Origin of the sequence: Lutispora saccharofermentans (assembly GCF_024363565.1) — a bacterium.
In the GTDB taxonomy this organism is placed as follows: Bacteria; Bacillota; Clostridia; order Lutisporales; family Lutisporaceae; genus Lutispora; species Lutispora saccharofermentans.
The window spans coordinates 108,912-128,307 of the sequence record NZ_JAJEKE010000010.1; the positions used below are offsets into that span (position 1 = coordinate 108,912).

Annotated in this window: 12 protein-coding genes and 1 tRNA gene; 1 reads left to right on the forward strand and 12 read right to left on the reverse strand. The window is 42.0% G+C overall.

The window, feature by feature from the left end; genetic code table 11:
* Positions 1-52 precede the first annotated feature (52 nt).
* From LJD61_RS12115 to LJD61_RS12130, 4 genes are all read right to left on the reverse strand, one after another.
* Positions 53-2,053 (reverse strand): sensor histidine kinase, encoded by a 2,001-nt coding sequence (locus LJD61_RS12115; RefSeq protein WP_408615359.1) that lies wholly within the window; start codon positions 2,051-2,053, stop codon positions 53-55.
* 173 nt (positions 2,054-2,226) lie between these two features.
* Positions 2,227-2,315 (reverse strand) — tRNA-Ser (locus LJD61_RS12120).
* 18 nt (positions 2,316-2,333) lie between these two features.
* Positions 2,334-2,777 carry a tRNA adenosine(34) deaminase TadA gene (gene tadA / locus LJD61_RS12125; RefSeq protein WP_255227826.1) on the reverse strand — a complete coding sequence of 148 codons (444 nt, stop codon included), beginning with the start codon at positions 2,775-2,777 and terminating at the stop codon, positions 2,334-2,336.
* A gap of 125 nt (positions 2,778-2,902) precedes the next feature.
* Positions 2,903-3,790, reverse strand: coding sequence for a M23 family metallopeptidase (locus LJD61_RS12130; protein WP_255227809.1), 888 nt, complete (start codon positions 3,788-3,790; stop codon positions 2,903-2,905).
* Between the two features lie 110 nt (positions 3,791-3,900).
* On the opposite strand from LJD61_RS12130, the gene LJD61_RS12135 reads away from it, so the two are divergent.
* Entirely contained in the window at positions 3,901-4,107 is a 207-nt protein-coding gene (locus LJD61_RS12135) for a hypothetical protein (protein ID WP_255227810.1), read from the forward strand.
* A gap of 19 nt (positions 4,108-4,126) precedes the next feature.
* Here the strand turns inward: LJD61_RS12135 and LJD61_RS12140 are convergent, their stop codons facing one another.
* From LJD61_RS12140 to LJD61_RS12175, 8 genes are all read right to left on the reverse strand, one after another.
* A complete protein-coding gene (locus tag LJD61_RS12140; RefSeq protein ID WP_255227811.1) occupies positions 4,127-5,233 on the reverse strand; it encodes a threonine synthase in 1,107 nt (368 codons plus the stop codon).
* 120 nt (positions 5,234-5,353) lie between these two features.
* The gene (locus LJD61_RS12145; protein WP_255227812.1) at positions 5,354-6,655 is read right to left on the reverse strand and encodes a hypothetical protein; all 1,302 of its coding nucleotides are present in this window, start codon (positions 6,653-6,655) and stop codon (positions 5,354-5,356) included.
* 110 nt (positions 6,656-6,765) lie between these two features.
* Complete coding sequence (locus LJD61_RS12150; protein WP_255227813.1) at positions 6,766-7,953, reverse strand: M20 metallopeptidase family protein; 1,188 nt, start codon at positions 7,951-7,953, stop codon at positions 6,766-6,768.
* A 17-nt stretch (positions 7,954-7,970) separates the two neighbouring features.
* The gene (locus LJD61_RS12155) at positions 7,971-9,344 is read right to left on the reverse strand and encodes an N-acyl-D-amino-acid deacylase family protein (RefSeq protein WP_255227814.1); all 1,374 of its coding nucleotides are present in this window, start codon (positions 9,342-9,344) and stop codon (positions 7,971-7,973) included.
* 39 nt (positions 9,345-9,383) lie between these two features.
* The gene (locus tag LJD61_RS12160; protein ID WP_255227817.1) at positions 9,384-10,799 is read right to left on the reverse strand and encodes a YfcC family protein; all 1,416 of its coding nucleotides are present in this window, start codon (positions 10,797-10,799) and stop codon (positions 9,384-9,386) included.
* Between the two features lie 203 nt (positions 10,800-11,002).
* Entirely contained in the window at positions 11,003-12,403 is a 1,401-nt protein-coding gene (locus LJD61_RS12165; RefSeq protein WP_255227818.1) for an MATE family efflux transporter, read from the reverse strand.
* 108 nt (positions 12,404-12,511) lie between these two features.
* Complete coding sequence (locus LJD61_RS12170; protein WP_255227819.1) at positions 12,512-13,342, reverse strand: DNA-formamidopyrimidine glycosylase family protein; 831 nt, start codon at positions 13,340-13,342, stop codon at positions 12,512-12,514.
* Positions 13,343-13,417: 75 nt separating this feature from the next.
* Entirely contained in the window at positions 13,418-19,384 is a 5,967-nt protein-coding gene (locus LJD61_RS12175) for an S-layer homology domain-containing protein (protein WP_255227820.1), read from the reverse strand.
* Positions 19,385-19,396 lie beyond the last annotated feature (12 nt).

Genomic DNA, 19,396 nt, shown 5'->3' on the forward strand with positions numbered 1-19,396 from the left:
GGTAAACTCCGGAAGGTAAGAATACATATTCAGCAAGGTCCGCTATTGATTCCTATAAAACAGGCAGGGTAAAGAAAACAGAGGTTCCCCTGCCTTCCTCGCTCTCCAGCCATATACTTCCCCCGTGCTGCTCCACTATATTCCTGCAGATATAAAGCCCGAGTCCGGTGCCGGTATCCTGACCGCCGCCGGATTTTTGCCTGTGATAATACCTTTCAAAAATATACGGCAGCTGCTCTCGGTTGATTCCGGAACCGGTGTCGGTGACACAGATCAGGATATGAGCATCCTCCCGCTTTGCAGATATGGTGATCAGACCATTTGCGGTAAAACGCACCGCATTGGAAATCAAATTGACGATAACCTGTGATATCCTTGCGGAATCGGCATTGACAGCAGGGAGTCCTCTTTCTATTTGGATTTCCAGCCTGTTGGCATTCTTGTTCAGCATGGGATAATGAGTTTCGACTGCTCCATGAATGATTTCATCCACATAGCAGGGCTTCAGCTCCATAGACATACGCCCCTCCTCCATACGGGTCACATCAAGGATTTGCCCTACCATCAGGGAAAGCCTTTCCGCTTCGGAAGAAATAAGCTTCATCCTGTGGGCGACCTTCTCATTGTCCAGCTTCCCCGGACCCTGTGCGAGCTGTCTTATGGTCTGGGCGTAGCCGCTCATCACCGTCAGGGGAGTTTTCAGTTCATGGGAGATATTGCCTAAAAATTCGGTTTTCATCCGGTTCAGATCTTCCAAAGCCTCCTTCTCCGCCGCCAGCTTCCGCTCAGTTTCTTTTGCTTCCCCCAGCACCCGGCTGTTCATTAGGAACAAAGAAAAAGCCTGTGTCAGCGCAAAAACAACCATGGCGTTTTCCGATATGGGCAGCTTCAAGCCGTCACCTAAAAACCCGCTATACAGCAAAATATCATATACGGCGGCAATATAAAAGACCCCGATGCCGTATATGGCGACAGATTGTTCCTTTGTCGGGCGCCGCATATTCCAAAACAACCGGATAATTCCCGGAACGATGCACAGCATCAGCAATAACTGATAATATTTCAGTACTGAAGTGTAGAAAATAGAATCGCCAAACAGTAAGCAAACGCCGTAGACACAGGAGCCGATGATTGCCGTATACCGGACGCCCTGCAAGAACCTTCCGATTGCATACTGGCCAAGGTACAGCGAAAGGAATATGGTCAGCAGCACCATGCTCATGTATTCCAGCATAAAGGAAAGATTTCCGGGTATGGGGAAATATATCCATGCCTTGCTTCGCAGCAGCTCCCTCAGCGCCATGATAACGGAGGCCATGGCAAAATACAAATTGGCTCTCACGGGGGAAAGAAGCAGGTATAAGGCCGTCAGCATTGCCGCTGCACTCAGAAACACACCTACTGTCAGTATACCCTTCATTCTGTCGTAAAAAAACATATCGGGCACCGCTCCGGATTTGCTAAGGCTAAGCTGTGCGAGGGACGCGCCTCTTTTGGCATGGTAGAACTGTGCACTGTTGAGGATGATCTCCATTTTTCCATTTACAGCAGCCCCATAGCAGGTAATGTTGTTTTCCCATACCTCGGTTTCCTCCTTAGTGGTGCCTGGCCTGCCGGCCTGCCCGGCAAGTCTGCCGTTTACATAGACACGCATAGCGTGACGGCCGGAGAGGGAAAAGGTCAGCATATACACATCACTGTTGTCCGGGAGCCGGAGAATAAATTTTTGGGACAGGTAATCCGCCCGCAGTTCCTTGTATCGGTGGATGCTTTCGGGGACAGCGGTATCCGCATTTTTCGGCTCCAGATATGTATTGGGGTAATAAGCCGTGCCGGGTGTAAGAAGTGCAATGGTTCCCTCCAGGTCTCCAATGCCGGTCAGGTCATAGACACCCTTTTGCTCAGCAACGGTGACGCAATTTAACCGGGGCCCGATCGTGCCCGTCAGCTTGACCAGCGCTGCCAGCACAGCCGCAGTGAGAAGTGCCGCCAGCAGAACAGGCAGCAGTTTATGCTTCTCGATTAAGTTTTTGATACACGGCACCCCCTTCATCAATCCATAGTGTTAATGCCATGATTCATTTCCGGATTGATCACCTTTTTATCCATTATAATGCTTCTGCAAGAAATTTTCGACCGCAAAAAAGAAAAGAAGAGGGGTTCGAATCCCCCTTACTCATTCTCTTATACTAAAAAAATCACTCTTGTGAGTGATTCGTTTATCAATGGCGGAGAGGGCGGGATTCGAACCCGCGTGGGATTGCTCCCTAACTGATTTCGAGTCAGCCCCGTTATGACCACTTCGATACCTCTCCATATTTAATTATTTTCAGCTATCTCTTTTTTTTGAAAAATTCCTTCAAAATACTGCTGCATTCCTCCTGCAGTATTCCTGTGTATACCTCACATTTGTGGTGAAACCAGTAATCCTCAAACACATTTATGACAGATCCGGCTGCGCCGGCTTTAGGGTCCATGGCGCCGATGTAAAGCTTCTCGATCCTGGATTGCAGTATGGCGCCGCTGCACATCAGACAGGGCTCCAGAGTCACATACATCTCACAGTCTATCAGCCGCCAACCGCCCAAAGCTTCACAGGCTTTTTTTATTGCCGTGATCTCCGAATGGGCCGTTGCATCCTTGGAGGATTCCCTGGTATTAAAGGCTTGAGAGATTATTATGCCATCTTTGACAATCACCGCACCCACGGGAACTTCATCGATGTCGGCTGCTCTTTTTGCCTCATCCAAAGCAATTTTCATGAAATTTTCATGCATATCCATATATGTGAAAATCCCTCACATTCTTTTGCGGGCACTATAATATTATATATAAAATATGCCTATTTAGCAATAGTAATTAATCTCATGTCATTTGTCGTCCATCGCTTTATCTTGAAGAGCTAAAAATTGGGCGTTCCGAAGCCATCCATAAAAGGCTTTGGGTCCGTAGATTGCCTTCCAATGGAAAAAGTCCAGTGCAAATGTGGTCCCGTAGAATATCCCGTAGAGCCGACATTGCCTACGATATCGCCTTTCTCAACGCGGTCTCCTATCTCAACGCCGATGCTGTCCAGATGGCAGTAGGAAGTATATATATTCAGCCCATGATCTAAAATCACAGTGTTGCCTGATGAATTCAGCTCCATGGCAAGCACTACCTTTCCGTCATTGGAAGCCATCACAGGCGTGCCCTTTTTGGCTTTGAAATCCAATCCGGAGTGAACGCTGCTCCTGACGCCGTTTACATAGCGCATTGCCCCGAATTCGGTATTTATTTCGGCATCTACGGGAGCAATAAACCTGCCTTTATAAAGAGGCAGATTCTCCGGATCAGCCTTGGCCTTGGCAATTTGTTCCGTATCAAAATTCAAATTATCCTGGCTCTTCTTTTCCTGAGTTTCTTTTGAAACCTTTATGTAATCCTTTTTAAAAGAGTTTTCCTTCACCGTTATCTTATTCTTCACATCTCTTAAGACCTTGTCTCCGCGGGATATCAGGATGTCGTATCCATACTCTCCGGGCTCTGCAGTACAGCCTACGGCTATGATGGCAAGCTTTCCGTTTTTATATGGAAAATACTTTTCCGATCTGGCCTTCAGGTCTGATGTAACCTTTACCGTATCATCAGCTTTGATCCCGGATATATAGATCATGAAGGTTTCACCCTGAAGCACTGTTTTATTGAAATAAGCTATATAAATAATGCTGTCTCCATAAGCTGTGGCGCCAGGCATTATCAGCATCGAAAATATGATTGTCAGAGCAATCAATCTTTTCATTATTTTCATCCTAAGCCCTCCATATATTATTCTCCAATTTCTATTATATACGAAAGATAAAAGGAAATTCCAAGGTTTTGTAGAATTAATGATGAAAAGGTGTAAAGAAGGTATGATATATGGAATTACGCGGCGGAGAAACAATAATATTCAACCTTGGCGATATAAAGGCAAAATGGCGGCTTTCTAAAATTGACGGCAAATTGGTGAAGATATTTGATGAAAACGGCACATATAAGCAGATGCCCTATGATAATTTTATGGAGCTTTTAGAAAAAGGCTTCGCTGAAATTTATAAAGATACTGAAATCGAAGATATGGGCTAGGCAGCGCCTTATGGCCTGTCTAGCTGCTTTTGATACCAGCCCCGCATAAAGGAAATACCACTTTGGCAGTTTTAAGCTCAGGGTATTTCTTTATATAATCCAAATAGCCCGCATAATTGGCGGCAGAAGTTATTTCCACATATATGCCCTGGCAGGCCAATGACCTTCTGGCTTCGGTTATGCTCTCTTCTGACACTCCGATGATATCTCCTCCGCTTTCGCGTATCACCTTCAATATCTGAGCGCCTCTGGCAGGAGCTGCTATAGCGATCCCTTCTGCCAATGTCCCCAGGTTCTTACAGGGCTCCACTTTATCCATTCCTCCGACGAAAGCCTTGAAAATTGGCGCACAGTTTTCTGCTTGCACAGCTAAAATCCTGGGCATTTTATCGATGGCTCCCCAGGAAAGCATCTCCTTAAAAGCGATGTACGCCCCCACAAGCAGAGTACCATTTCCTACAGGTATGATAAAAGCATCAGGCATAAGTCTGCCCAGCTGCTCAAAGGCCTCATAAAAATAAGTCTTGGTTCCTTCCCAGAACAAAGGATTATAAATATGGCTGGCATAAAATAGCCCTGTGCTCTCTGCCATATCTATAGCAGCCTTTGCAGTATCCTCTCTGGTCCCGGGCACTTTATGGATCGCTGCTCCATGAGCTTCTATCTGCTTTATCTTTTTATCCGAGGTTGCCGCAGGCACAAACACATCGCACTTCATACCCGCTCTGGCGCTGTAGGCGGCAATCGCCGTCCCTGCATTGCCGCTGCTGTCCGCAATAACTCTGCCTGCCCCAAGCTTTTTAGCCATGGATATCAGAACGACAGCCCCTCTGTCCTTGAAGGATAAAGTGGGCATGTAGTAATCCGCTTTTGCATATAAGTTCCCCTCAATCCGAATCAAAGGAGTATCTCCTTCACCCAAAGTAATGCCTCTCCAACAATCATATTTTTCAAAGGGCAGCGCATCAATATATTTCCACAACGAGTGATCCCTTGCTGCTGCAGTGGATTTGAAATCTATGGGCTTCTTTTCATACTCAAGGTTTAGCAACCCTCCGCAGCTGCATTTCCAAGCATTGCTTTCTAATGGAAACTTGCTGCCGCATTCTATACAGATATAGTTCATAAATTCTACTCCTATCTTGTAACTTTATCTATCCTCATTCCTTACAAACTATAGCATCCTTTTTATCTGCACCTGCTGCCTTGAGCACAGCATCTATATTCATGCATGAATTCTGAAAAATCAATAAAATTTTATTTCATAAATATTGTATGGTCTGCCTGTATTATTCTTCTTGCCTTCACCAACTATTTTTGCATATCCTCCGTCAACTAGCTGATTCAAAATTCTCCTAGAACTTCTTACACTTATACCCAAATAATTCGAAAATTCTTCTGCATTGAAGGTGTTCTTATTTTTTGAATTTATTATTGATTTTATTTTTGAAATATAAGCACTGCTTAAGTTTGTATTTGTTGATATCTCTTTGATTTTTTCATCAAATGATGTCAAATGGTAGCTTCCATATTCGCTGTAATCACTGCATAACGGTCCTGTTATCAATCCATTTTCGCTAACCATATATAAGCAATTATCCCTGTTCTTTTCAGAATAGCTTAAGCCTATTCTTGCATTTACCTCTGCTTCATAAATTGTACTACCAAAACCTATGCCTGAATTGATATTTACTTTATTCTTTTTACACTCTACTACCAATTCTTTTATAGAAGATCCATATACTTCATCGTTTATTGCCCCTCTGGTAGTAAAAATTAAATATTCATTTCTGCCGAAAAGAAACATTGAACCAATAACTATTTTAGTATAATTTATTATATGTTTTTCAATAGTGTTTCTTAGTTCAAGAAAAGAATATTCAGATGACATGTTTGCATAATCATGATTTATTTTTATTATCTGGACTGCAATTTGAGCAGACTTTGCCTTTGCAATATTAGCATCATATATAATTTTATTTAGATATTCCTTGATCAAAGAAACCGTTGGGAAAAGCCTTATTACAGGCATCCCTAGGTTTTTTAATTTAATGTATGTTGAATTCAAACATGTACATGCTACATTTACTTCTTCCTTTTTCCAAAGCTCATAATGGAATTTTGTCACCTCGTCATAGTCAATATCTTCATGACAATCATTTATGTAAAATCTCTCACTGGCTAAGCTCAATTCCTCGGCTATTTCCATAACATCTTTCTTCTCTATTGTATCAAAGCTGACGCGTTCATAGTCAATCCCTTTTCCCTTCATCTCCCAGAATGCTTTGTATAGGGTAGCCCCTGTAAATGGTATAAAGTAATAGGGTTTTTTTACCAAGTTCATTTTTCTGGCTAAATTATAAGGAACTTGACCAGAAAATAATATTATATCAACAATAGCTTCGGACTCTTCTAATATTTTGAAAATTTCATCCTTATGTGAATAGGGGTAAATATAGATATCTGCCTTGCTTTTAAACTCATCTGATGCAGCTTTTACTTTATTTACAGTGTCACATGCACCAATTACACCTATCTTTATTTTCATAAAATAAAACTCCTTTATTTCATGGTTATATAATTATCTATATTCTACTTGTAATACTTGTAAAATTCAATTATATAATAAAATAAAGGTTTAGGCATAAGTAAACTGTATTAATTATTATCCAGATAATTGATTATTGCAGCCGACAAAACATTTATACCTGTTTTCAAAATACTTTCATCAAAATTAAACTTAGGATTATGAAGCGGATAAATGTAATCCAACTCATAGTTTTTACTGCCAAGCCATATCATCGCTCCCGGGACTTCCTTTAAATAATTGGCAAAATCCTCAGCAGCTAATGCAGCCTTTTCTAAGATTACAACATCCTGATTGTCTAAAGATTCCCTGGCGCTGTGTTCGATTATTTCTATAATTTTGCTGTCATTGTTTAAAATTGGGTATCCTTCTTCATAGTCTACCTTACCTTCGGCTCCCATTATTTTGCATATGCCGTCAACAACATCAGAGATCTTTCTTTTAATTAATCTTCTAGAATCCAGACATAGAGTTCTTACTGTTCCTTCTATAACTGCATAGTCTGATATTATATTATATCTTACCCCACTTTTTAATGTGCCGACAGAAACAATGGAAGGATCAAGAGGATTCAAAATCCTGCTCAACGATGACTGCAGAGTTGTTATAATCTTGCATGCTGTAAATAGAGTATCCACCGCTTCATTGGGTGCTGAAGCATGTCCATTTTTGCCAAATACCTCAATTTTGAAATAATCCGAGGAAGCCATAAGCTGCCCTTTTTTGATGCCTATTTTACCTTGGTCTAAATCAGGCCAGATGTGAACGCCTAAAATAGCATCCACATCTGGGTTTTTAAGAACATCAGATTCGATCATGGCTTTAGCTCCCCCGTTTGGAGCATTTTCTTCTGCAGGTTGAAATATAAACTTGACATTTCCTTTAAGTCTGTTCTTCATTTCGGAAAGGACATGAGCTATACCCAGAACAATTGAAATATGTCCGTCATGTCCGCAAGCATGCATTATATTCTTCACGCCGGAAGAATACGATGCTTCATTCCTTTCTTGAATGGGCAAGGCGTCCATATCGGCCCTTACAGCAATTGTTTTTCCTTTGCTATCACCTTTGAGTTCGGCTACAACCCCATATCCTCCAATATTTTTCTTTATATCTAATGGAAGCTTTTCTAAAATCCTTGCTATTGTTTCTGATGTATTTTTCTCATTATTGCTTAGTTCAGGATATTTATGAAAGTGTCTCCTCCATTCTGTTACTTCCGGAAAAATACTATCAACTTTATTCTTCAGTATGTCCAAAGGATTTCCTCCCCCTGCTACATTTTCAGCTCTTTATTACTAATAAATCTACCAAGATTACCTTTTACAATAATGTTATCTTTTACAGCAATTTCTCCGTTAACAATTACATATTTGATACCATTCGGGGGAAGTGCGGGGGCATTAAATGTAGCTTTGTCCATAATCGTTTCAGAATCAAATATAACAATATCTGCATCAAAGCCTACTTCAATTTTCCCTTTAGCAGGCAGCCCCAGTCTTTCCGCCGGCATCAGAGTCATTTTTCTTATAGCCTCTGCGAGAGAAAGCTTTTTTATTTCCCTTACATATTTGCCCAATACCTTAGGAAATGTTCCTGCTCCCCTGGGATGTCCCTGCTCATTCCTATACATTCCATCGCTTGCCACCATAACAAAAGGCGCTTGCAAAGCCTCTATAACTTCCTCTTCATTCATCACATATGCTATTGCCATCATGTTAGGATATTCCTTTCTAACTCTGTTAAAAAGGCTCTCATCGCATCTAACTCCTCTGAAGGGTTCTTCCGTCAGCATAATATTTTCATAGCTTTTATTCCATAACTCAAAGCATCCTTCATCAAAAACTGCTGATCCAATATACGTCCCAAATGCATCGTATGGATAGCAATCAGCTGATACATCAATACCTTCATCTATGGCTTTTTGAACTATTTCAAGAGATTCACCCATCATGCCAAAAGCAGTACAACTTCCAATATGAGATATTTGCATAGGTATTGATGTATGTTTTGAAATACTTATAAGCTCTTTGATGGAGTCAATGCCATACTTTGCATCCTTTCTGTAGTGAGCTGCCAAAAGCATATCCTTTTTACCGATTAAATCCAGCAAATCAGTTACTTCTTCAAAATCTGCGCCTGGAGAATATTCAAGTCCAAAAGAAACGCCAATAGCCCCCTCAGATAATGAAATACTTGCTGCTTTTGCCATAGCTTCAATTTGATTTTTGCTGGATTTTTTATAAGGATCATCGTTGCCGACTAAAGCCCTAAGATATCTATGGCCTATGTAGCTGAGGTAATTCACAGGTGAGCCCTTTGCATTTATATAATCCGAGAGCTCCTTTATGCTTTGCCTGTTGCTCCCGCAGTTACCCCCTACCACTGTGGTTACACCTTCTAAAATCATCTTGCTTGTAGTAAAGTAGTTATTAGTCTTTTTCACATCTTCTATTTCTTCTTCATGAATATGAATGTCTATAAAACCAGGAGATATAATATTTAAACCGGCATCAATCTCTACTTTGCCTTTTTCGGGGCAGCTTCCTATGCTTTTTATCTTCCCATCTTTTATTCCAATATCACCAATTATCTCTTTATTGGTCTTTAAATCAATAATTGTTCCATTGACAATTTTTAAATCATACATATTACACACCTCACAAGCAAACTTGGATATCTCTGTTTTTTAGAAAGGTCCATAAGAAATAACATTTGCTATCAATACAAATATAGCTCCTATGCCCATCCATATCAGCATCAGTTTTCCAATATATTTAACCCATTTTTCATAAGGAATTTTCGCTAAGGAAAGAGAAGCCATTAAAGTAGAAGCGGTTGGTATAATGCTGTTTGTAAATCCATCACCAAACTGGAAACATAATACTGCAGTTTGTCTTGTTATACCAAGTATATCTGATAGCGGCACCATAATAGGCATTGTAGCTGCAGCTTGCCCGCTTCCTGAAGGAATAAAGAAGTTTATGATAATCTGTACAATATACATTCCCAAAACAGATATTGATTTAGGAAATGAATTAATTATAGAAGCTAAAGCATAAATAATTGAATCTAATATTTTGCCATCTTGAGCTACAATTAATATACCTCTTGCAATTCCTACAACTAAAGCTCCGAATACGATAGATCTTGCTCCATTTACAAATTCTTGTGCCATTACATTTGGTCCCATTCTTCCTATAAATCCGCTAATAACACCCATAGCTAAAAATACAGCAGCTATTTCATTTATGTACCATTCATATTTATAAACGCCAAACACTATAATTGCAAAGCCAATCAACAATGTTAAAAAAACAAGATAATGCGAACCTTTTAATTTAAAATCACTGTTAAGATCTACTGTATTACTGTCCTTTTCCATCTTTTCAATATCTGCTACTATGCTTAACTCCGGATTTACTCTAATTTTTTTTGCATACTTCATTACATATACAATCGAGACTATTAACAATACTATCCAAACAATAAACCTAAGCCCTATGCCTGAAAACAAAGGCAACTCTGCTATTCCCTGAGCTGTTCCCACAGTAAAGGGGTTCATCATCGCAGAATTAAATCCACAAGCTCCTCCAATAGTTACCAATGACATTCCCACTATGGCGTCATAACCGAGCATTCTAGACAGAGCAATAGCGACCGGAATAAATACCATATTCTCTTCACCGAATCCCATAAATGCTCCTGTTAAGGAGAATAAGAACATAAATATTGGAATCAATAGCTGTTCATTACCTTTAAGGACCTTTGAAACCTTCAATATGCCAGCTTCAATTGCTCCAGTTGAAGTAATTATTTGAAATGCTCCTGCTACAATAAAAATGAAAAATGTTATTTTTGCAGCATCATTCATTCCTTTTGGTATAGCTTTGAATAATCCGAAAGCATTAACGGGATTACTCTCAACATTTTGAAATCCAGAGGGATCTACAATGGTTCTGCCTGTTGCTTCATCCTTGACCCTCGCATATTCTCCTGCAGGAATGATATAGGTCAGCAAAGCCATACAAATTATGATACAAAATAAAATTACATAAGTATGTGGCATTTTCATAACCTTGTTTTCTTTTGCATTAAAATTCATAATACTACCTCCTTTAATTATTTGGGTCTTATTTCGGTCATGACCATAACTGTTAATTCGACATTCTTTTTCAATTTCCTTCTATGTTTTATAATTTTCTAAAAATTTTGTATATGCATTTATAATCCAGTAATAAAATGACAGCCAAAAAATAAAAAGTTGTAGAATTCCTATTCTACAACTTTTTATTTCACACAATTCATTTATCTTATCTTCACATGCTTCCATTTGCCCGTTCTAAATCTCGCATAAACAAATACCCATCTTATAATCTGGTCAATAAATACGGCCATCCAGGCTCCTATCAAACCATAACCCATAATATTTACAAATATATGTGTTAAGACGACCCTTATCAGCAGCACACCTGTAAATGTGGACACCAAAGGCCAGAATGTATCCCCTGCACCCCTTAAAGCCCCGGCCAATATGAATTGGGATGACTGGAAGGGCTGTACCAGCGCTATGACCTTGAGCGCGGCAGAGGTATTCCGGATGATTACCGGATCAGGAGAATATAAGCTGACGAGCTGAGGGCCAAAGAAGAAGAATATCACTGCCATAAAAGTTGAGATCATCGAGCCTATTCTCCGTGTTTTTTTGGCGTATTCTTCTGCCTTTTCAGGCTCCTTAGCGCCCAAGGTCCTGCCTGTCAAAGATGAAGCTGCTATGCCGAAGGCCTGGCCTGGCTGGAAGGAAAGCCCCAATATGTTCAATGCTATTTGGTGAGCCGCATAGATAACGGTTCCCAAACCGGCAACTATTCTGGCAAACAAAAGTATGCCTGTTCTTAATGCTAATTGCTCCAGGGTTGCAGGCACACCGATCTTGATCAGGTTGTATATGATATTCCCGTCAAATTTAAAGGGGTGTCTGAGGCTGATTTTAATAATGCTTTTGCCTTTAACTATGTAAGCAAGCAAAAGCACACTGGCTATTGCATTAGACATGGCGGTGGATATGCCGGCTCCAGTCACTCCAAGCTTCGGGAATCCCAGCAAGCCGTATATGAGCACAGCATTGCCGATGACATTTAAAAAGTTGACCTTCAGGTTTACTCTCATGGGCGTCTTTGTTTCCCCTATCCCTCTCAATGCCGCTGATATTGACATATTTAAGGACTGGAAAAGGAAGCCTACCATAACAATCCTGAAGTAGCCTCTTCCGGCCTGCAAAGCGTCTGCCTGAGCGCCTATAAAAGTCATTATGGAATCTGTAAAAACCAACCCCAATATAGATAAGGGAATGGTCAGCATCAGCATGCTCAATAATACAACATGCTTCAATACCGTTTCTATTTTTTCATTTTCATTGGCCCCATAGTACCTTGCGATCATAGCTGTTCCGCCCACATTCAGTGCCTGGACGAGAGACAAGCCTATAAATAAGGGCTGGTTGGTTATGCCTACAGCGGCTACGGAAGCGGCTGCCAATGCATTGTCGCTTATCCTTCCCAGCATCATCATGTCTATCATTCCGAATAAAGAGCCTAAAAGAAGCTCTACCAGGACCGGCCATGCAATCTTGACAACCTCTGCCCTGGCAGGATCCTTTATATCCGTAAATATTTTCTGTCCGTTATTTTCATCTTTTCTGTAATTCATTATTGCTATCCTTTTCTATATATTGATATTCTCACACCAATTATTATACCATAAGGTCAAGCAAAAAAATACCAAGCCGCATGGCCTGGTATCTTTATGGGTATCGCTTTAAAGCTGCTGACAGCCTTTACAATAATATATACTGCCTCCCAGATAGGCTTCTTTTTTTACAAAGGAACCGCAGGCAGGGCAGGGCATATCAACCGTATTTTTGCTCAATACAGTCTTATATCCGCCAGGATGCCCGAACAGATCCTTCTCCGTGTCTCTGCCGCCTTTAATCGTCATCTGTTTCAGCACACGCTTTATTGCATCATACATATCATCGATTTCTCCGGTTGTAAGGCTGGACATCTTGCGCTTGGGATGAATTTTTGCCGTCCAGAGGATATCCTGCAAGACCCCGTTGCCAAGCCCGGGAATACGCTGGTCCGTGGCTAAAAACGCTTTAGCCGACAGCTTGGCCGTTTTCTCATCAAAAAGACTGTTAAAAAATGCTCTGTCAAAGCTATCGGATAAAGGCGACGGGGATATCTTTAACGGATAGTAGTCAGAAACGCTTTCCTGGTCTCCGTCCCTGAAGCAGAATAGGCATCCCCACATCTGTATAGTGGCGCTCACAGCCGTATCATCTTCAAATTCAAGCAGCAGCTGATGTTTTTGAGGCAGCTTGTCACCTTCGGCATGGTAGCGCAATGGTGTGCTGATATGCAATATCATGTCGTCAGCCTTTATTTCTACATGTTCTCCAATGGATGTTGCACCTAGAATCGTCTTACCCGCAAGCAAGTCATGGTAACCGGCAGGATCACCTGTATACCAGGCAAAGGCGTGAGGTGTATGATTGGCGGTTGCCTTCCTTATCTTCTTTCCGGTCAACGTATCATTTATTTGATTCGCCAGCACAACAGCTTCCGGCAGCTCGACCATTTTATCCATCTCCTCCGTTTTTATTGAATATTATCATACAAAATATGACAACTGTGTGTCAAGTATACGGCAAAGAAAAAGGATTTATTTTTTCAAATAATTATCAAACAGGGCTGCCGCTTCGGCTCGAATAAGCACTTGTTCCGGCCTGAAGGTGTCGTCAGAATAGCCCTGCATAAGCTTCTCCTCCGTCAGTTGATCAATATATCCCGCTGCCCAGTCCGGTATTTTGTTCTTATCGGAAAATGCTGCTTTTATATTTTTATCAGCTGCTGCAAAGCCTGATGCCCTAGATATCATGGCCGCTGCTTCAGCCCTTGTTATGGTGTCATTGGGCTTCATATATACTGCCTTGCCTATACCCTTTCCATTCATCCATTCCCTTTTATTGCAGTATTTCATATATGTCCTTGCCCATGGCAGTATTTCCCCATCATCTGCGAATTGAGACAGATCTGTGTCACCATTATCCGGCACATAACCCGCGCTCAGAGAGAGCATTTTAGCAAACTCTGCCCTTGTAACCGGCCTTTCCGGCTCATACATGTATTCGCCGGCTGCTGATTTTATGCCGTTGACGATACCTTTGTCCATGAGCCTGTACACTGCATCTCTCGCCCAGTGGCCTTCTATATCTGTCATAAGAGCTATTCCGCTGTTTTCCATAACTGCATACTTGCTGAAATGCGAAATCCTTATCGTAACAGAGCCGTTAGCTTCATCACCGGCTCCCCCAATCAACTCCCAAGCACTGTTTTTCTCATCATATTCATATATGCCTATGTGTTTTAAACCCTTGGCTTTGTTTTTATTGAAATAAATCGTCATCTCAACAGGTGAATTGGATTTATATCCTTCCGGTGCTTTGATATCAAATATATTGCTGAGGAAATCCTTATCGCTCTGGTCCCTGTATTCCAGCAGATCCTTTATTTCATGGACTTCTATGTATCCGTTTTTAAATAGCTCGTCACCGGTAAATTTGAGCTTCAGAAGTCCCGGTATTATTATTTCCTCATTTGCCCTAAAATCCAGCTTTCTTCTTACCAGGCTTCCTGTTTCGGCACTGTTTCTGATAATGCCCGTATTATCAGGAATATCTGTAGGAATGCCTTTATCCTCATCCTCGTCGTCCTTACCGCTTGTTTTCTGCAATATCCTGACGATTGCAGCATCTTCGTAAGCCCTATCGGCTGAAACTATATATTCAGCGTTCACCGCAATTTCGCCATATTTCCTTGCTGTCAATAAACCGTCTTTTGTTATAGATGCCGACCCTTCAGTATCATATATCTGCCAATCTACTTTATCCGGCTCCAATAATATTTGCCTGTTATCTTCAGTCATCCCATAGAGTCTCATCTGTATCCTTTCTCCAATCTTCATCTGTATATCTTCCGGCATTATCTTTACTTTCACTATATCGCTGATACCTGAGTTGAGGACTTCCGCAGAATACTCTGTACGGTTCCCTGCCAGGTCCATAGAGGTTATGGTGATGGTCTCCCTTTGCAAATCAGAAAGCATATATTCCTCGTTAAAGCTGCCATCTTCCTCCACAGTCATCCGGGCTCCATTCACATAGAGCTTGCTGCCTGCCGTTGTCTTTCCGGATACCAATATGCTCCCGCTTTGTATGGCATCATTGCTGTTTGGGCTCTGCACCATCAGTTCCGGGGCTCTATCATCATAATAAAAATCATATGCCTTTATGGCCTTATCCCCGTTTTCCCCTACTGCCTCGATCTCTATCATATTGCTGCCCCTCACAAGGTTCAGCTGCAAGCTGTAATTTTTGTTCTCTGCTTCATCGATCTTTTCTCCATTGATGTAGAATACTGCTTTTGCCGTTTCATCTGACCGATATCTGCAATCTATATATTCGGCATTTGTATATCGTATCTCATTGTCATTCTCATCTTTTTCTATATTTATATTGCCGTATTCGGAAGTAAAATCAATTGTAAATTCAGGAGGCTGGGGCTTCGGCAGATATATTTCTTCCGAATAGGAGGGCTTGCTGATATGCTCTTCCTCCAAACCCGCTGCAAGTGTTTTGTCGACTGCATAGAGACCATATTTATATGTTCTGCCGGTAAGCCAGCCGTATTCTTTGCCTTCACCATCAAACAATGTCCCGCCGAATATTGTTTCTGTCTTGTCTCCGTCTATGCTTACCATGGCTTCTACGGTTTTATCAATTTTTCCCTCATCATCCACTGCATATATGCGATACTCATCCGCTCCTATTGCTTCGTCCCATTGTGCCTTCATCATGCCGTTTCCTATGGTTTTTACTGTGAAATCCGAAGGGATCTCCGGTGCCAGAGCATCTATTATCTCAAATTTTCCCGAATACATTTCATCAAAGCCGGTGCCGTTCCTTTTTACCTCGCCGCGGACTTTATAGCTTCCTGTTGTTATCCCTGACGGAATCGGGCATTCATATGATCCTGAAGCGCCATCCAAATTTTCCCCAATTTCTATTGAGCTTGAAATTCCGTCCTCCCTTACAAGGTATAGGGCCACCTCGCTCTCCTCAGTTTTGTTAAGCTCCCAATCCACTTTGATCCTGCCTTCCTCCTGCTTTGCAGAAAGTGATTGGAAAACAGCCGGTTCCTTGGCATTATACAAGGTCATTTTTACAGCTTTATCTGATTCTATTGTCCATTCACCGGGTTTTGGTGAAACAATAGTCACGAACAGCCGCTTTTCTTCCATTCCGGAATCAGACACATCTGCGGGTATGATATGGTTCCTATAGTTTACTTCCTCAACAAGCTCATATATGCTTCCATCCGGATCTGTCACTGTTATCTCCGGTTTTGCAGAGGAATCATACTTCATCTCGATTATGGCAGATTCAACGCTCTCATCTATTTTGGCCTTATATGTGTAAGCAGAAGCCCCCAGAGCAAGAGCACCGCCTATGCTGCCTCCATAGCAGACATTGTAGGAATATGGGATATCTCTGAGCTTTTCTATATTGGTGCCATAGCTTATAGTTACATCTTCTCCCCTGGCATCTTTAGTTTTGACTGTATATATGCTCTTTTTATCCGGAGAGCCAAGGGATGCCACGTCAAAACTTACTGATCCGCCCCATTTATAGCAAATACCAACCCCAACGCCCATGAACTTGACATTGCCTTCTATTTCTCTGTCGGATAATCCTGCGCCGAAGCTGCTAATGGTCTTTCCCCCTATAAACCAGACACGATCCGGCACCTTGACTTTCCCGCTGATCGAGCCTTTTATCTCATGGCTGCTTATGCCGAAATAGGCGTCGGCTATCAGTATATCGAGTATATTAAGGTCTGCGCTTATATAACCACCGCTGAAATCAAAGTGCCCCGCGATATCTCCAACGTCTATGAAATAAATATACCCGTCTCCTTCAAGATCGATACCGGAACAGCTCAAGACTGCTTCAATATCCCTAAGCCCCACCAATGTATATCCCTTTATTCTCGCATGGTAGGTCAGCAAGTCCACAATATCCGCCCTTACTGCGATGCTGGAGCCCGTAGGCAAAATACCATAACGCAGCGAATCCATCATGGACTTCAGCCCGTAAATTCCTCCCCCAATACTCTCAAAAGCCAGCCCTGTGCTTCCTATGGGCTTGGGTATTGCACCATATTTATTCTCAAACTCGAAATAGTCGGGATACAGATTCTTATCAAAAGCCATTTCGGCATTTATATCCAGCAGCTTCAGCTTGGGATTTTCTGCCTTGGTCTTGAAGCCATAGGCTCCTTTTGTTGTATTGATAAAAAAGGTGATGCTGGCAGACTTCTTGGTCATATAATCCTTGGACTGAAAGCCCCCAAGCTTCCAGCGGGGAAATGGTATCGTAATCTCCGTGTCGATGTCTATCTTCTTATTCGTTATGCCCATATCCTTTATATCTGATTCCATAAAGCCTGTCCCAATGCTGGTAAGGAAGTTGAAGTATTTGTTCTCAAGCTGCAGTATTCCGTCAACCTTCACTTCCCCATCGCTCTGTATCTTAATCTTCTTTACCAGTATGGGGAAGTATCCTACATACAAAACGCTGGTATCATCTACATAGCCATCCTCATCCTCAATGACGGCTTCTGCCGAATCGATATAGAAATGGCCCTTTTTCAAGGTTATATCCATGCTTTTTCCCAAAAGTGCCGACTGCATGTAAAGCTCGCCGTTTCCTTTTACTATGAAGCTGCCTCCGCTTTTGGATACAGTCAGATTATTGTCTCCATAGCCCTTGTAATATATGTCATTATTTATGGCTATGGTATCACCGGAGACATCGAACCTTCCATCGGATACACTTCTCACCTTGCCTCTGATTATCAGCATTGCATTGCTTTTATCGCCGGCACTGAGCTGAGATTCATTTTCATAAAGCACGGCACTTTGAACCCTTTTGCCGCCGATGTTTTCCTCTTTTATTACCAAAATCCCATAGTTTCTGGATTTATATCTCACATCCGATGTCACCGTTATATATTGTCCAAGGGTATAGTCCAGCATATCGTTTTTATGGTTTATTACAAGCTTGTACGTTCCCGTATCCAAACCTTTTGCAATTCTTATGCGGACCTGGTTGTCACTGATTATGCTTATATCGGACTCGCCAAGGTATATGGCATTCCCCTTCGACGTATTTACCAGGCTCATTTCATAGCTGCTTTTATCCTTAAGCTTCTCGAATCCATAGCCTATGATCTGTATGGCATTATCCTCATCCTCATAATAAAGATTCCTGGGCACTATATCCGTATAACCTATATCGGAATCATCATCCTCAAAACCCGGAATTATGATGAACTTCTTTATATTCTTGATTTCCCTGTCCAAGGAGGTGATGCGTATCATATACTGCAGCACCTTCATCCTCTGGGTATTCAATGCTTTTACCTTCCAGGATGCCGTCTGCTTTTGGCTGACAGGTATCCTATATAGATATTGGCTGCTTTGCTGGCCTTCTGCCAGCTCCAGGCCATCCGGAAGGATCAGCTCGGCATTGATGCCCACCAGCTCTTCAGAGCTTTCAAGGCTGTTATCCAGCTCCATCAAAATATCAAAGGGATTGTTCTCATATATGTCTCCTTTAATATTCAGCCTGGCGGGAGCCAGGACATTCACGCTGAAGGTATCCCCATTGGTACTGTCAGATATGCTGCCCAGGCCATAGTAAGTTTCAAATTGTATGGTTTCACCCGGCTCCAGTGCCTTTGGTTCCCAATAAAGTGCCGCTGCGGAATCTGCACTTTTGTACTCATTGAGTGATGAACCTATATTTCGCTTTGGATTGATAGAATAATCCCATTTTGAAGCGGATAGTGCGTTCCAATGTGCAATAGTCATCCTGTCAGGCTGAGTATTGCCCCAGCCTTTTATAAAACCGTAAGCCACCACCCTGGGGCTGTCCGCAGAGTCTGTACACCTCCAATATACGGGAATATCTTCTCCCATAACCTGGGTTTCATAAGAAATATCTGTGTTGCCGTCCAACGAAACACTGCAGCCGTCGTTGCTCCCCAGCATCATATCCAGGAGGAGCCTCGTTCCCACCATGCTGCTTTTGGTACCGTTATTTGTGATGGAATAGCTTATTTTGATGTTTCCCACATCGCTGCTTTTCATATTGTCCGTCAGCTCCAGCTTCTGTGTGACCGCAATATCTCCGATTCTCCAGCCGGAGATATTATTCATCCCCTCCACCTTTGGCGCTGTTACCATGCCTCCATCCATGACTATCCCATTATATGAATTGCCGTATATGTAATCCTTTCCATCAATCCTGAAGGTAGTGAAGGTGGTCTCGGGAACACCTTCCGAAAAAAGCAAAGGTTTATTATTATCCTCCTGCCTGCTTGGAGAGCCTTGGGCGGTTTTAACCGCAAACCTTCCGTCCTCCTTGTTTACCAAAAGCTCAACTATATTGTTTTTGATAGATTGCACTTCCGGCACTCCTGCCGCGCTGACTTCCAGAATTGAATTACCAATAAGGCCTAAAACCCAAACCGCAAGCATCAAAGCTGCTTTTAATCTCCTGCTCATCATTTCACCTCC

Excerpts from the sequence above, each read along its gene's own strand:
- LJD61_RS12115 (WP_408615359.1), bottom strand. The coding sequence starts at position 2,053 with ATGAAGGGGGTGCCGTGTATCAAAAACTTAATCGAGAAGCATAAACTG.
- tadA (WP_255227826.1), bottom strand. The coding sequence starts at position 2,777 with ATGCATGAAAATTTCATGAAAATTGCTTTGGATGAGGCAAAAAGAGCA.
- LJD61_RS12130 (WP_255227809.1), bottom strand. The coding sequence starts at position 3,790 with ATGAAAATAATGAAAAGATTGATTGCTCTGACAATCATATTTTCGATG.
- LJD61_RS12135 (WP_255227810.1), top strand. The coding sequence starts at position 3,901 with ATGGAATTACGCGGCGGAGAAACAATAATATTCAACCTTGGCGATATA.
- LJD61_RS12140 (WP_255227811.1), bottom strand. The coding sequence starts at position 5,233 with ATGAACTATATCTGTATAGAATGCGGCAGCAAGTTTCCATTAGAAAGC.
- LJD61_RS12145 (WP_255227812.1), bottom strand. The coding sequence starts at position 6,655 with ATGAAAATAAAGATAGGTGTAATTGGTGCATGTGACACTGTAAATAAA.
- LJD61_RS12155 (WP_255227814.1), bottom strand. The coding sequence starts at position 9,344 with ATGTATGATTTAAAAATTGTCAATGGAACAATTATTGATTTAAAGACC.
- LJD61_RS12160 (WP_255227817.1), bottom strand. The coding sequence starts at position 10,799 with ATGAATTTTAATGCAAAAGAAAACAAGGTTATGAAAATGCCACATACT.
- LJD61_RS12165 (WP_255227818.1), bottom strand. The coding sequence starts at position 12,403 with ATGAATTACAGAAAAGATGAAAATAACGGACAGAAAATATTTACGGAT.
- LJD61_RS12170 (WP_255227819.1), bottom strand. The coding sequence starts at position 13,342 with ATGGATAAAATGGTCGAGCTGCCGGAAGCTGTTGTGCTGGCGAATCAA.
- LJD61_RS12175 (WP_255227820.1), bottom strand. The coding sequence starts at position 19,384 with ATGAGCAGGAGATTAAAAGCAGCTTTGATGCTTGCGGTTTGGGTTTTA.